Below are 14,829 nucleotides of genomic sequence, written 5' to 3'. Positions count from 1 at the left end.
CAAACGTGAAGGAGTACAGCCCATGCTGCGGATACACAAAAAACGCTGGCTCAGCGGAACCATGGTTCTGCTGGCATTACTAACCCTGCTGCTGCCTTCGGCACTGCTCCCCCAAGCGGAAGCCGCTCAGGCACAGACGAGTGGAATTGACGCGGTGCTTGTAGCTGATGTCAGCAACTCGATGAATACAAGTGATCGTGACAAGATCAGTAATGAAGCGATGAAAATGTTTATAGATATGCTGCCAACCGTCGGTGATAAAGTAGGTATTGTCGCCTATACCGATCAGGTAGAGCGAGAGAAGGCTATGCTCGAGATTCAGTCTGACGCAGATAAAAGCAATCTGAAAGACTTTATCGACCAGCTTGGCAGAGGCCCTTACACGGATATTTCCGTTGGTGTTGCGGAGGCTGTGAATATTTTGAACCATGGGGCTGACACATCACACTCGCCCATGATCGTACTGCTGGCGGATGGCAATAACGATTTTAACAAAAGCAAAGGACGCACCCAGGCCGAGTCGGATACGGATCTGGCGAAAGCCGTTAAGGATGCGCAAGCGAAAGGCATTCCAGTCTACACCATCGGACTTAACGCAGATGGCAAGCTGAACAAAAATGCACTTGCAGACCTCGCCAAACAAACGGGAGGCAAGTCGTTTATTACCGATACACCGGATGATCTGCCACAGATTCTAAGTGAAATTTTCGCCGATCATGCCAAGCTGAATGTTGTAAAGCTGCCATCTATAACCGGAAACGGCAGTTATCAGGAAGTTACCGTGAGTGTGCCGAATGACAGCGTGCTGGAAGCCAATATTTCCATCATGTCCTCGAAGCCGGTACAAATACAGTTAACCGATCCTTCAGGCAAAAACGTGAACCTGAATTCGAAAGAGGCCAAGCTGTCTACATCCAAAAGTTATTCACTCGTAAAACTGCTGAAACCTCAGGAGGGCGACTGGAAACTTCGGGTAAAAGGGGCTCCCAAAGACAGCATTGATATCAACCTGCTGTTTAACTATGATCTTCAACTCGTTGCGGACCCAATTAAGACCAAGTCCTATACGAAGGGCGACAAGATCGACCTGTCAGCGAGGCTGGAAAATGGCGGTCAGCCGCTACAAGATAAGGATCTATACGCGGATATGAAGGCCACCCTGGTTGTGAATGACAAGGACACAGGCAAGAGTGAAGAGCAACCGCTTAAGAACACGGGTACCGGTTTTGCCGGAACCTTTGAAGTGCCGGACAATCACAACTATGAACTGGTCATACGTGCAGAGGAAGATAGCTTTTACCGTGAGAGTGCACCGATCATCATTAATGCAGGGGGCGCAGGTGGAAGTCAGGCACAGCCGACGACACCAGCTGCTGCGAATGACAAGCCTTTCCCTTGGTTGCCTGTCATCCTAGGTGTAATTGCCCTGATCGTGGTGGCGGCGTGCGGCTGGTTTCTGATGGGCTGGCTGAAACGTAAAAATCGCGGCTTTGTCGGTCAGATCATCGTAGAGATTCGGGATGAGAACACCGGAGACAAGTCTTATCCGCAATACAAAAAGCTGGCATCCTTCCGGGGCAAGCTCCATTTGCATCAATTGTTGCAGCTTGACCCTGAACTGAAGGAAACAGAGAAATATATTTTCACCCCTGGCAGTGGAGACCGACTAATGATCCGCAATACCGCAGGGGGAACGCTGGAGAAATCTGGCCGTGCGGTGGATGCAAGCTCAGGCGTTGAACTGAAGAACGGTGATCGACTGAGCATCCCGCTGCAACAGGCGGATAAAACGATTTTGATTGAGTATTTGGTGTAACATGATTGTTCGGTTTATTGGTTTAAATTGATAATTTGTTTTAAATGCATGATTTGATTTAAAGGGATACCAATATAAGTTGGGCTAATTGTTTACACGTTAACGGAGAGGACAGAGAAAACCTGAAGAAGCGGAGCGTGCGCCTTTATCACCAGATTTTTTCTTTTAGAAAAGGGAATCAAGAAAATCTGGGGATAACAGCGATCGGAAGGTTACTCTGTCATTGGAGTGGCGAGTGTAATGAGTTGTACCCAACTGGTTTATTAAGGGAGGATATTGAATGAAACCGATCGTGAGAGAACATATTCAGCAACTGGATGTATCACTGGGCGGAGGGATCGTCAGTGAGAAAATCAGAGTCGATACGATTGATAACCCGATTCTGATTATCGGTCTGGGCGGAACGGGAATTGACGCGCTGTTGCGTCTGAAATATCAGATTAATCGCCGCTTCAAGCTGCCGCAAGACCCGGTGTCCAAGAAAAAGATGGAGAAGCCGGACAATGTTGAATTTCTTGCTTTTGAAACGAACGAACAGGATCGTGCGAAGAAATACAGAGGCATCGGACTGGATCCGATCAACGAGTTTGTACTGTTATCCAATGCCGAGATTGGCGGCCTATTGCAGAATCGCAGCGTACTGGAGCCGTATATCACGGATTGGCTGTCCCCTGAACTGAGCATCACGGATGGCATGAACGGAGCCGCAGGAGTGCGTCAGGCTGGACGTTTGCTTCTGTTTACAAAGATCAATCAAGTGGTACAGGCGATCGATAAAAAGATCAAAACGTTATCCGTGGGCACGAACAAAAAACTGATGGTATTCCTGCTCACCGGATTGTCCGGTGGTACAGGTAGCGGATGCTTCCTCGATATTTCCTATATTGTGCGCGGCATCATCGAGCGGGATCACGGCTCTGCCGGGATTGACCGCGTCAATACACTCGGTTATCTGTTCACGCCAGACGTGAACCTGTCCAACAAAAGCCTGAGCGAGCATACACGCGAGTATATTCGCAAGAACGGATATGCAGCGCTCAAAGAGCTGGATTACTGGATGAACGTGGACAGCCGCGGGGAGCGGTTTACGCAGAAGTACGGTAACATTTTGGCCGTGAACTCACCACTGCCGCCATTTAACCTGTGTCATCTGATCTCGGCGACGAATACGGAAGGCAAGTTATTGGAGAATGCCTACGACTATTGCATGAACGTTACGGCAGAGAACATCACCAACTTTATCTCCAGTGAAGAGAAGCAGTCTGGTGAGGAATTCGCGATCCATGACTACATCAGTAACATTCGCACCAACATCGCACAGATGAACAAAGTGTACCCGGCCAACTATGACTACAACATCATCGGTGCATCTTCCGCTGTACTGCCGATTGAAGAGATGACAACATATTTGGCATACCGGATGTTCGACAAGATGAGCACGATGTTCTCCAAAGCACCCAATCAGGAGGATACCGAGAAGTTCGCCCGTAAGCTGGGGATTGATCTCGAAAGTGTAGTTAAATCCTTCGAATCGCGCGTACCTGAACCGCTACCGGGTTACCAGAACAGCGAACGTCTATCCTATGGCAATGTGGTGAAATCCCAGGTCGTCAACATGGATACGGAGCTGGAACAGAATTTCCTGGCACGTGCCCGTGAGGAATATATCAAGGCGAAGAAACAACTTCCGGGTGAGATCGCGGGTCAGTTTACCGAGCAGATCCGGCGTATGTTTTTGCATCCTGAACAGGGGCCGTTCTATGTCTCTCGTTTGATTTATACCGAAAAAGGATTCTGTGTACTGAAAATGATTCAGTCGTACATCGAAACGCTGCGCGAAAATGCGTTCCGCATCCCGCGTGATATTGAAGCGGCTCAGGAGCAATCCGAAGAGAAGCTTGGCGATGCGAAGAGTGCTTTTGTCTCCAAAGAGAAGAAAAAGAATGCTTATATTGAAGCAAAAATTCATGAATACTGGCTGCATGCTGATGTGGAACGCAACGACCAGATGATCGAGTTCTATGAAGATTTGTATGAACTGCTGAATCAAGAGAACAGCCGCATTTATAACGTATTTTCCGAGACGCTGAATGCACTCAGCTCCATCTTTGCCAAGAACGGCGATCTGCTGACACGCGGCGAAGAGCAAACCGATCACAAAGGCAACAAAACATATTATTGGAACGTGGTAAGTGTACCGGATATCGTGAGTGTGGTGGACGGGTTGCTGGACAAACGCGATACGGACGATCTGATCCGCGACTTCTCGCGTGAGCTGCTGGAGAATTCCAGCCAGTGGGTGAAGGAAAATGAGATTGATATTGTCAGCTCCATCTCTGATTTTCTGAGTGAAAAATTCGGTGACCTCATTACCCGCTCCATGGAAGATTTCCTGGTGATCAAATACGGAAAAGACGAGTCTGTTGAAAAATTCGTGGAACGTTTCATTGCAGGCAAGCTGGATGACGAGGCCGTGCCGGTGTTTAATCTGAGCAACAGCACAGGCAGTCTGCACTTTCCTTCGTGGGGATTTGTTTCCGTGCCAGCACAGGCTCCGGGTATCCTGAAAGGAATTCGCAACTACCAGAACAATGCTGTGGGTAAATCGCACTTTACCGTTAAAGAGAGTGAAGTACGGAACCGGATTTTCTGGCTGAATACCCGCAACGGGGTACCGCTCTTTGTGTATACACCTCTTAAAGTCTATGAAGAGAGCTACGAACGCACGATTTTGGACAAAGAGGGTATTGGACGCCATCTGGTGCAAACGGAGAAAAATAACTGGACGTACCTGCCATCCCCAATCCCGGAAAAATCATGGGGAGATGTGTACGAGAATGCCCGCGTGAAGCAGTATAACGCAAGGGTTCGCAGTGAATTCGAGCAAGCGCTCGGCTATAACATTGTCACTGCCAAATCGGAGGATGAAAATACAAGTAACCGCTATGCGATTGTCACAACGGAACCGTTTGACTTATCTGCCAAGCTGGCTGCTTACGACATGCGTCTCACATCGAACGCGCCGAATCTGGGTGAAGTGAAACGGGCTGTCCTTGAACTGAAACGTCTGCAATCCGAGGGGTTGCCGCGGGTGAATGTGAAGGATATTTTTGGAAGTATTAATGAAGATATGGCCAAAGAAAACCTGGTACGCTCTCCGCAGCTCATCGCGCGGGTACGTGAGGAACTGGCGAAGATGAATGCCATCACCGCCAAAGTGACTGAACTTGAAGGCATCCTTGCTCAGTACCAAGACGAAGAGCAGTGGTATGACCGCTTTATCGAAGCACTCTATACCGATACGATTGTCAAAAAGGGTGCATTGTACGTCTACGACCGTGATCCGGAGGAAGATGCATGGGAGCCATTTGCCAACCTGATGAAGAGCCGCAATTTCGCTGAATACGAAGTATTTGGCAACTTCCGCGGCCTGTCCGAGAAGGACCGCAGCACATTGCTGCGTAAAGCCTCCCGCCGTGATACTGATCTGACGGCTTCCGAGGATATTACACCACTGCTGAGCAAGCTGGATGATCTGGCAACATTGTTTATGGAATCGCGTGATCGTCTGGAGTATGAGCGGGTAGAACTCGCGAACGGAGAAGACATCTACCAGTTCTACAGAACGATGTCGTCGAAGCTGAACGATATTCGTAGAAGGCTGAAATAAGGTGGCTGATGGTATGAATGTACCAAGTAATATGCAGCAAAAAGAAAACGGGATGCAACACGTACTTAAGCGTGAGCTTCAGAAGTATGCTGCCCGTTACGCTACAGAGCAGGAACGTCAGGGCAGCCAAGGGGATGGACGCAGTAGCATCCATTACCCGGCCCTGTTCCTTTTTGTCGGTGACCTGGTGAAACCAGCGGTGTCCGCTGTGCATGATATTAATCAGTTGAAGTGGGATAACGAAGACGGTGTGGTCTACTTGCACATTGGGACAGACGATGCATCTGTGAATAGGGATGAATCCGATCAGGAGAAAGCAAGATTAGGTTATGGGGCCGCGTCGTCACATGAAAACGCTCAGGTCACATACCACCGTTTACCACTCTCCACCTCGCCCACCTCGCATTCACAGCAGCGTTCTTCCAAAACGCTTCGCAAGGATGTACACCGTAACTTTCACGAGTCGGCAGCGGCGCTTTTTGGATTAAATCGAATGATGCGGCGGGTAAGCAACCGTATTGCTGACTATGGACGTCTGTATTCGTCCTTTGATCGAATTTACGTAACCGTCATTACAAGGGCGGATGATCCGCTGAATGTACTGCTGCCGGAGATTACGAAGCTGGCCGAGACTATCTTGGCACAGTCTTTCAAGTCGGTACAGACGGATCTGCATGTGCTGGTTAGCGAGATGGAGCAGGTTGATTCCTTCGGATATGCCAGCGCTGCAGGACTTGCTTTTCTGCGGGAGCTCGATTACATGCAATCGTTGGATTACAAGTTCAGCGGCAATCTGCTCGTGACGGAGGACGGAATATCCATTCCTGTAACTCATCCTGCAGCGCCTTTGTTCGATCTGGTTTACGTACTTTCGGATAAAAACGAACGTGGCACCGGTGTACCAGGCGGATGGATCGAAAATGCCGAGATCATCTGCCGCATCTGTCTGCTGAAGAACCGGAAGCAGGAGGAGAACTATGAAGACCGGGCTGCGATCGCCAGCACAGGCGCGAATAGCTACAATAATACGTCGTTTAAAAATAATATCCGTACTACCTCGGATCAGCATGGGTATGCCAGTGCGGGTTTTGCCGAGATCAGGCGGCCGAACAAACCGATTGCGCTGACTGTGTTGTACCATCTGTACCGTTATCTACTCAGCCGGATGCAACAGGAGCCAGACTGGAGCATCAAGGACAAAATGGCCTTTTTCGGACTGGATGTTTCTTCGGTAGAACGCAAGGTGGAGGGTCTGCTGCCAAGCGAAGATTTGGTTAGCGGAATGAGCGGCATCATGACGCATAGTCGCAGCTTCGCTGAGCTTAAGCCGCTCTCCTTACGGGAAGCAGAGCGAGCGCTTTATGGAGAAGGGGCAGAAGCCTACTTCCGTGAGAATGTGGTTCGTCCGGTGCAGGAGCGTGTGCGTGAACGCAGTTCCAGCGGGTCGCTTCGCCGTCAGGCTGAGCAGTCCCATATGGAGCACCCTGAGGTGGGGTACTTTCAATGGGTTGCCTGGAGTGATGGTGAGCCCGGTAGCGTGCGTGAAGCGCTACTCGCGCTGATTCGTGACAAATCGATGCAACTCGAATCGGCACGGGCGTTACTGGAACAGCGTCAGCAGGAACGGGTAGAGGATCAACCGATCAAACGTGCCCTCTTCCGCGACAAGCAGAACGTGCGCAATCTAATCGATTGTTTGCTTGAACGAGTATACGAACCCAAGGTAGACCTGCTGCGGCTTGAAAATGAACTGCATCTGCTTCGGATCTATGATACGGAAATGGAAGAGTTACACCGCTACAGCCGCCAGGTTACGGCTTCACTGGAAGCATTGGAACGCACATTGCGCGGAGCAGCGGAAGATAGTATCGCTGCTGCGGATGAATACATCGGTCAGAACGTGATGGAGTATTATGGAAGAGTGGCTGAAGAACTGATCACCGACCTGGAGGCGAGGCGGGGGCGGGATGTATGGTTCGAAGATCGACATATGGGAGACATGAACCAGCTTGCTACCGAAGGCAGTGAACGTTTGCTTGCACGTTTAATGGAAGTTTGCCGTGCCTTGCTGCTCGCCGCGGAACCACTGCGATTGCCATTCGAAGAGGAACTGTTGCAGCGGGCTAATGTCACAATTACGTATCGGGACCGGGATGTACTGACGCGGGATGATCTATTCCGCAGACTGTATCGTACATTGGAAGATCAGGCGGTTGTCCGGATCCGGGTGTTCGACTATACACAGGAGCATCGGTATGAAGAAAAGTACTTTTTTGGCGATCATGACAGTGCTTTTATGGACTACGCGGCACATGCCGAGGAAACCTCACGAATCTACAAGCTAGGTGTGGTATATGAGGAACGTAGCAGCGGGGTGGAGAAGCTTAATCTGATGGGTGGTTTCCATCTGGAGGATCTCATGGTGTACCGTAACGGCAAGGTGTACTACGAATCGTACACAGAGAACGGCTATGAGCTTCATCCTGCGGAGCTGGAAGAGAAACTGTCTCCGCTTCGGTAGCTGACTGAAAGATAATAAAGCACAATGCACGTTTGGAAGGGCATTCTGTTAAGGGAGTGTAGAGGTAAGGGTATTAAGTCAGCCCGCTCCTGGCGGGTTTTGAGAAAGGATGCATGCAGACATGCAGCGAAAAATCAATCTTCTCCTGGTGCTGTTCAGCCTGATTGGCGGAGCAGTGGGTTTTGCGGCAGGAGAAATCATGCTGCATCAGTGGCTTGGAGAGATGCCCCGCCTGCTGCTGATGGGGTTATACTTCGGTGTACTGACGCTTAGTGTAGGACTGTTCTGCCTGCTGGCGGAGATGATCTCACCGCGTCTGAATGGCGCTTCGTGGAAGCTTAGATATCTCAGTTTATCTTGGAAGCTGTTGGTACCGGCAACGTTAGCACTGCTGCTGGTTGTAGGGTTGGGATTGCAATTGCTCTATCAGATCAATCCGGGCGGGGCCAAACAGGTCAAGGACATCATATTAATGATCGACAACTCGGGTAGCATGAATGATACAGACCCGAATAACGGACGGTTTGAAGCTGCCAAGACCTTGATTAATCAGATGGAAAGTGACAAACAGGTCGCAGTGATTACGTTTCATGATCAGCCACAACTGTTGCAGCCGTTCATTTCCGTAGACAGCGAGGCAGCAAAAAATGAAGTGAACAGCAAAATCGACAGCATCGTCACGACGTCGGGTGGCACTAATTTTGATACGGTACTGCGAGAAGGCATGGAGCTGATTAAAGGCAAACAGGACCCGAAACGGGGAACAGTCGTTATTCTATTATCTGACGGATTTAGTGACGCCGATATCTCAGCTATTTTGCCGCAGTATGTACAAGAACAGGTGGCTATCCATACCGTTGGCTTGAGCCTTGTAGACCCTTCTGGCACGGATTTGCTCAAAAATATTGCTCAGCAAACTGGCGGGATGTACTATGATGTGCCAGACGCAGGCGGGCTGAATGTCGCGTTCCAGAAGATTTACGATACGATTGATGAACGTACTTTGGTGACGGAGCGTACCGGTGCGATGGAGCACAGCATGTATTTGGCTATTTTCCGCGTCGTTGCCTTGCTATTAATTGGTGTGGCGCTTGGCGTATCCCTAGGACTTGTGTTTGATAACCGTCATCTGGCTCTCAGCTTTGGTGTAGGCGGTGCAGTATCAGGATTGCTGGCTGGACTGTTACTGGAATGGGGATTGAACGGTTCGAATACAGGCGATGCTTTCGTTCGATTGGGAGCGATGCTGATCCTGTCGGGTGTACTAACCCTCTTCTCCTGGATTGTTCCGATCAAAGAGAACACACCACGTAAAAGTAAAGGACGCCGGGATGCTGGCAGTGGAACTCCTTCTGCGGAAGGATTCGGTAAGCGGCCAAGAGATACACGCAGCAAAGGATTTTAACATCGGGGAGGTCAATGGAATATGCGGTTTATAGGTGCAGATGCAGATCCTTCGGCTCCCCGGATTCGAAAGTTGACGCTCGCGGTGGACGAAGGTCGTTGCACACTTCGCTGGCTCTGGCCGGAGCAGCTTGAAGCGGTATACGTGGAACGACTGGAGCTCAATCGGATGAATGCTGATCGTATGGACGAAGGGCGTATGGGCGATGTTGACTACAGTTACCGTGGTGATGGATCGACACAGGGTAAGCTGAAGCTGTATACGCGTGAAGAATACAAGGCAAATAACGGGTATCCGGATCGAATCACCGGTTTTGGTGCGATCCAGTACACGGTGTATGCATGCCTGATGCAGGAAGACGGTCCTGTGCTGATTCGTCAGCAGGATGGAGATAATCAAGGTATTGCGAGTGCAGGCAAGGCGGATATCCGCTTTGCCATTCGTTACAAGAGCGGCTTTTTTCAGAAACGCAAGACGGTGTTTATCACCGTGACTGCCGAGGTACCTGTACCTAAAGAAGCCCTTTGTTATGTTCGCAAGCAGGGTGGCGTTCCACTAAATAAGGATGATGGTACTGTGTATCCGTTTGTGAGTGATTTTGCAGCAGGAAAAAATGAGATGCCACCTGTGGAAGTCGCCAAAGACGACTATGTAAGGTTGTTCTTCACGGACGGTCCCCTATATGGAGCCGCTTATCGGCTGATATCAGATTGAACACACATGACGACTGAAGTTGAATTTTTATATACACGGGGAGGGGAGTGGCTATGAGTTTCTTTAGCCGGTTTTTGAAGAGACAGCAGCCGGAGGAACGACCGCTGTTTTACGACATTGTATGTCCGTACTGTTTTAGCAAATTTTCACCCGAAGAGGTCGTGTTCCGTGCGGCGCACCATCGTGACGATGACGAGGACTATGCGCTCGGAGAAGATGCCAAGCTGAACAAATATCGGGAGCGCTTTGGGCTGGATACGGTGTTTGATATGGAAGCTGTACTGGCTCCGCATGATGTGCCCGAGGAACATCGGATCTATTCAGATAACATTGTCATGGGACTCAATGATCGCTACGGTGTCATGACACGCCGCCGTCTGTGCCCGCATTGTCATAACGAGTTGCCTGTAACGGCTGGTAAGGCACCAAGCAATATTATTTCGATTATTGGTGCGTCCCAGGTCGGGAAATCCGTTTACATGACTTCATTGATTCATACGTTGCAGCATTATACGGCTGATCATTTTGATGCCGCCTGTATGCCGCTCAACGCAGAGATCAGCCGCCGTTTCCGCGCGGATTATGAAGAACCATTGTTCGAACGAGGCGACTTGTTGGATTCTACCCAGAAGGAAAAGCTGCAGGAACCATTTATTTTTCAATTTGTGTTCAAGGACGAGGATAAAGCGCCGCTGACCCTGGTGTTTTTTGATGTGGCAGGCGAGGGTATGGTGGAGCAGGATTATCTGGGCTTGCATGGACAGCATATCAAAAACTCGGCAGGTATTCTGTTTATGGTAGACCCGCTGCAGATTCGTTCGATCCGGGACAAAATCCGCATTAACCTGGGCAACGAACCGGGTGAATGGACGCCGAAATACGATGAGCCGCGTGACGTGGTGCTGACCCTTTTCGGAGACTTTATCGCCTATCAGGACAAAGCCAAGACCAATATTCCAACCGCTGTCGTGCTCACCAAAAGTGACATGCTGCATTCCCTCAAGGACGAAGAGGGAGATTACATCAAATCCAACAGCAATGTGTTCCGCAATATGGTGCACCGCGATTGGTTCGATCTGACCGAGTTTGAGAATATTGATGGGGAGATTCGCCGTTTTATTGAGAAAGTGGATCGTCCTTTCAAAGGCACAATGGATGTGTACTTCAAGGACACCGCTTATTTCGCTGTATCTGCGCTGGGCAGCAATCCAGTGGACATGAAAATTCAGGGCGTGGTAAGTCCCATCCGTGTGGACGAGCCTTTCCTATGGTTGTTGTACAAACTCAAGTACATTGAGGGGAGAGTGGGATGATGCGTTCTTCCAACACTCCGCCCATTGAACAGCAGATGTACACAAGAGAGCGGCGCGGGGTATTCCGGACAACGGAGGGATTCGACACGGTGGCTGCATCACCGGGACTCGACCCTTCTTTTATCAAAAAAGTACTTCATCCTTACTGTGTCTATGACGCTCCTGCGGAGCTGACAGGCCGGAGTGAGAAGGACGAGAGTAAGTTCCCAGCATCCATGCACTTGCTGCATCTGGAGAACGGCGAGACTATTCTGGGGCAAAATGTGTACCAGGCTGCGGACTTTACCGGCCTGCGCAGCGCTTTTTTTGCTCACAATTATGTCCTGTCTCCCGCAAGCTCGGAAGAGTATATGAAACGTGGCGACTGGCTGGATAACGCGTTCGCGACTTCGTATGATATTGAGCAGGGCACAGAGCTGCCTGCGCTGACAGCGTTGCCTGTAGCGTCGGGAGAGGGTGCAGGTCATGGAACTGGACTACATGGCGGCAGCTTCGCACCAGACGCTTCACCGAGCCAGATTTTAAGCGCTCTGAAGATGGACGAGACACTCTTCAAGCGTATGCTCTATGCCGTGATGCAATCTGTAGCTGCCCGTCGCAAAGTATACATAGCGCTTGATGTGCCAGCGGAGGAAGTGACGGCAGGTGCCAAGGCACTGCTGCGTCTGCTGTACAAGGCATTGCCATATGCATTCCGGCGGCAACTTGGTTTTATGACATTTGCCAAGGAACCGCAGGCGAAGAAAGGTATTCATGTGCAATTTGTAGAGCGTGGCACACTGCGCCCGAAGGATCGGAATACGGAGAAGGATTTTACCTTTGATCTCGTTTCTGGACGTGTCACCCACGCGGACGCTTCTGTAGCGAAGCTTCCTTATACGGAATTTGCCTGGTTTTTGATGCAGGATCCGTCAAGGTCTGCCGAGTTCTATGGATTTGCCGATGAGATGCTTGCAGGTATGGAGCCTGGACGGGACCTTTCCATCGAAGCCTATGGGGAGCTATCTGTATTTTATAGCCTTGAACAGGGCGTAGAAGATTTATATTTGAATAATAAAAGCGACGTCTTGAGCGGCTTGCTGACGTATCTGAAGCCGGAAGACGGATTGCAGCAGCGTTCACGTCTGAACGAATTGTTCTTGACCTTGCTCAGCCGGGAGCTGGACAGTGTGCGGCGGGAAAATGTACCCGAAGAGGCGGTGGCCTCCCGTATCGGCGAGTATTTCCGGGTTGCTGCACCTGTAGTGAAAGCCCGGATTGTGGATTATTTTATCTACGCTGTGAACAATGCGCGTGCACAGAAACGGATGCGGGCTGTACAGGAGCTATATGCCATTTTGGATCGAGATGGTCAGCTGAATCAGGCGTTCTTCGATAAAGTGCTGGGCAATGCGTCTTTAACCAAGCTTTTATTTGAGCCGTATCTAGATAGTCAGCTGAAACGTACCGAAACGGCCGCGGGTGTAATTGAGCTTATCCAGCGATGGGTTACGGCTCATCCGTCTGCGATTCAATCTGCTTTTTTGCTGGAACGGTCTTGTGCCGAGTTGCGAGAAAGGCTGTGTTCAGCACCAGGCCCGGTGGAATCTGCGAATGAAGCTCTTCAGAAGGTTAGCGTTCTAGATCGGATCACGGGGAACGGTACGCTGGAACCGGAGATTACAGGATATATCGGTCAATCGGAGTTTACTGCCCATTCAGGACAGCAGGATGCGAATATGCATTCTACTGGCAAGCCAACTGCTCCAGCCCTTGGTGGACAACAGGCCGCATATCAGGAGGCTCTGACCAAGCTGGCTGACAAGCTTGCTTATGTCATCAACCTGTTTATGATCCAGGATCTGGATCTGGAACGAGTGAATCGGGAACAGCTCCTGCAGATCGATATTTTGCAGCATGAGCAAGAGGTTAGGGACTGGGCGGCACGTCAGGGCTCTGATGTTGCTGCAAGGACCAATATGATGCTTGCGGCCAAAGCGTGGCTTAGCGGTGAGGGGAATGCGGAGGAAGGGATGGAATCCCTCTCCCTTGCAGAGCGGGATGAGCTTCAGCGCTGGACCCGGCGTTGGCTCGCTACAGAGCTGCGGAATCAGCCCGGAGCGACAGCGTATGAGGCTCTGTCACTGGCATTCTATCGCGGAGGAAGTGGCAGCAACCGTATCGATTATTCGGGTCTGATCGAGTTTGTGAGAAGCCATACAGGGAACCCCGAAGCAATCTATTCCTTTTTCGAATGGTCTGGCACGCAGCGGATGTTTGTTCGTGGTCCCAATGCGCATAAAGGTTATGCTGATGCTATCATCTTGTATTTTAAAACTCATGATCGAGAAGCATTTCGATCCAAATCTGTTTTTAAGCCGTATTATGCAAAAGCAGGAAAGGCCCTGAAACCGGTCTATGACCGTGCCAAAGCAGAACTTGCCTCTCCGCTTATGCGCATGTTAACTGGACGTAAGAAAAAGCGTTGGCTAGGGTTGTTACTACTGTTTCTGATTCTAGGTATTGCAGGTGGTACGTATGCTCTGATGAACAATTCATCTGAACCACAGGCACAGCCACCAATAGATCGGGAACCGGTTGCTGCAGTTGATCCCGAAGCAGAGCCAGCAGACTATATTGCTTACATTGTGGGAGCGAACAAGCAAGAAGGGGCTGAATCACCAGCCCGATTAGTCCTCCGCTTTCGCAGCGAAACGGGCGGAATTCCTTTTGAAAAAGGCAACCTCCAGCTGCGTATGGATGAAGGAAGCACAAAGGAGCTGGAGGTTACAGACCAGTGGGAAAGCCTGGATGGTGTTGAAGGCACCGGGACAGATACAGATGCAGGCAAAGGTGAAAATGCAGGTACAAGTACAGGTCAAGGATCTGCTGATTCAACGACTGGCGTAACAGACGAGACAACAACGAAACAAGTTGATTCCTCAAAGGAACAGCCAGATACTTCAACGAGTGATGCGGATAAGGATGCTGCATCCGAAGTTGACAACGCGTCAACCGGCACAACCAGTGAATCACCGGCGCAAAGCCAAGATAAATCAGGTGAAAATTCAGCCGATGCTGCTTCGCCAGAGGGCCAGAATAACACTGACACTCCAAAACAATTGAYTGAGGCAGAAGCAGATCGCTTGTACCCTTATGGCATGCAGATCTCGATCCCGGACAATATCAATCCCGAGCATATTGTGAGCATCCAGCAGGGCGCCAAGGGTGCAGAGATCACGATTAATCTGATGCAGAAGCCAAGTTGATTGAAGCAAAAATCAAGTAATATATTTGTATAAAGTACAATGTAAATCGGAATAGCGAAGGAACTATAAAGTGAGATTTGAGGGATGATTCTGAAACGGAGGTTTCAGGATCATCTTTTTTTACGTAATAATTATCGTTTCC

7 protein-coding genes are annotated in these 14,829 nt (G+C 50.0%); all 7 read left to right on the top strand.

The window, feature by feature from the left end:
• Positions 1-22 precede the first annotated feature (22 nt).
• The 7 genes from AB4Z30_RS18220 to AB4Z30_RS18190 all read left to right on the top strand — a co-directional run bounded on the left by AB4Z30_RS18220 (position 23) and on the right by AB4Z30_RS18190 (position 14,687).
• Positions 23-1,816: a vWA domain-containing protein gene (locus AB4Z30_RS18220; protein ID WP_441928886.1), complete on the top strand. Its 1,794-nt coding sequence runs from the start codon at positions 23-25 to the stop codon at positions 1,814-1,816.
• Positions 1,817-2,096: 280 nt separating this feature from the next.
• The gene (locus AB4Z30_RS18215) at positions 2,097-5,486 is read left to right on the top strand and encodes a tubulin-like doman-containing protein (protein WP_441928884.1); all 3,390 of its coding nucleotides are present in this window, start codon (positions 2,097-2,099) and stop codon (positions 5,484-5,486) included.
• A gap of 13 nt (positions 5,487-5,499) precedes the next feature.
• Entirely contained in the window at positions 5,500-8,007 is a 2,508-nt protein-coding gene (locus AB4Z30_RS18210) for a transcription initiation factor TFIID (protein WP_441928882.1), read from the top strand.
• Between the two features lie 121 nt (positions 8,008-8,128).
• On the top strand, positions 8,129-9,412 hold the full coding sequence (locus tag AB4Z30_RS18205; protein ID WP_441928880.1) for a vWA domain-containing protein: 1,284 nt from the start codon (positions 8,129-8,131) through the stop codon (positions 9,410-9,412).
• A 21-nt stretch (positions 9,413-9,433) separates the two neighbouring features.
• On the top strand, positions 9,434-10,126 hold the full coding sequence (locus tag AB4Z30_RS18200; RefSeq protein ID WP_441928878.1) for a beta-mannanase: 693 nt from the start codon (positions 9,434-9,436) through the stop codon (positions 10,124-10,126).
• Positions 10,127-10,179: 53 nt separating this feature from the next.
• Positions 10,180-11,439: a TRAFAC clade GTPase domain-containing protein gene (locus tag AB4Z30_RS18195; RefSeq protein ID WP_441928876.1), complete on the top strand. Its 1,260-nt coding sequence runs from the start codon at positions 10,180-10,182 to the stop codon at positions 11,437-11,439.
• Positions 11,436-14,687: a GAP1-N2 domain-containing protein gene (locus tag AB4Z30_RS18190; RefSeq protein WP_441928874.1), complete on the top strand. Its 3,252-nt coding sequence runs from the start codon at positions 11,436-11,438 to the stop codon at positions 14,685-14,687. The genes AB4Z30_RS18195 and AB4Z30_RS18190 overlap by 4 nt, the downstream gene beginning before the upstream one ends.
• Positions 14,688-14,829 lie beyond the last annotated feature (142 nt).

Source organism: Paenibacillus sp. 2TAF8 (genome assembly GCF_052114825.1).
Lineage (GTDB): Bacteria > Bacillota > Bacilli > Paenibacillales > Paenibacillaceae > Paenibacillus.
This window is presented reverse-complemented; position numbering and strand designations above follow the sequence as displayed.

Coding starts and splice junctions, on each gene's coding strand:
- AB4Z30_RS18215 (WP_441928884.1), top strand. CDS start 2,097: ATGAAACCGATCGTGAGAGAACATATTCAGCAACTGGATGTATCACTG.
- AB4Z30_RS18210 (WP_441928882.1), top strand. CDS start 5,500: ATGAATGTACCAAGTAATATGCAGCAAAAAGAAAACGGGATGCAACAC.
- AB4Z30_RS18220 (WP_441928886.1), top strand. CDS start 23: ATGCTGCGGATACACAAAAAACGCTGGCTCAGCGGAACCATGGTTCTG.
- AB4Z30_RS18205 (WP_441928880.1), top strand. CDS start 8,129: ATGCAGCGAAAAATCAATCTTCTCCTGGTGCTGTTCAGCCTGATTGGC.
- AB4Z30_RS18195 (WP_441928876.1), top strand. CDS start 10,180: ATGAGTTTCTTTAGCCGGTTTTTGAAGAGACAGCAGCCGGAGGAACGA.
- AB4Z30_RS18200 (WP_441928878.1), top strand. CDS start 9,434: ATGCGGTTTATAGGTGCAGATGCAGATCCTTCGGCTCCCCGGATTCGA.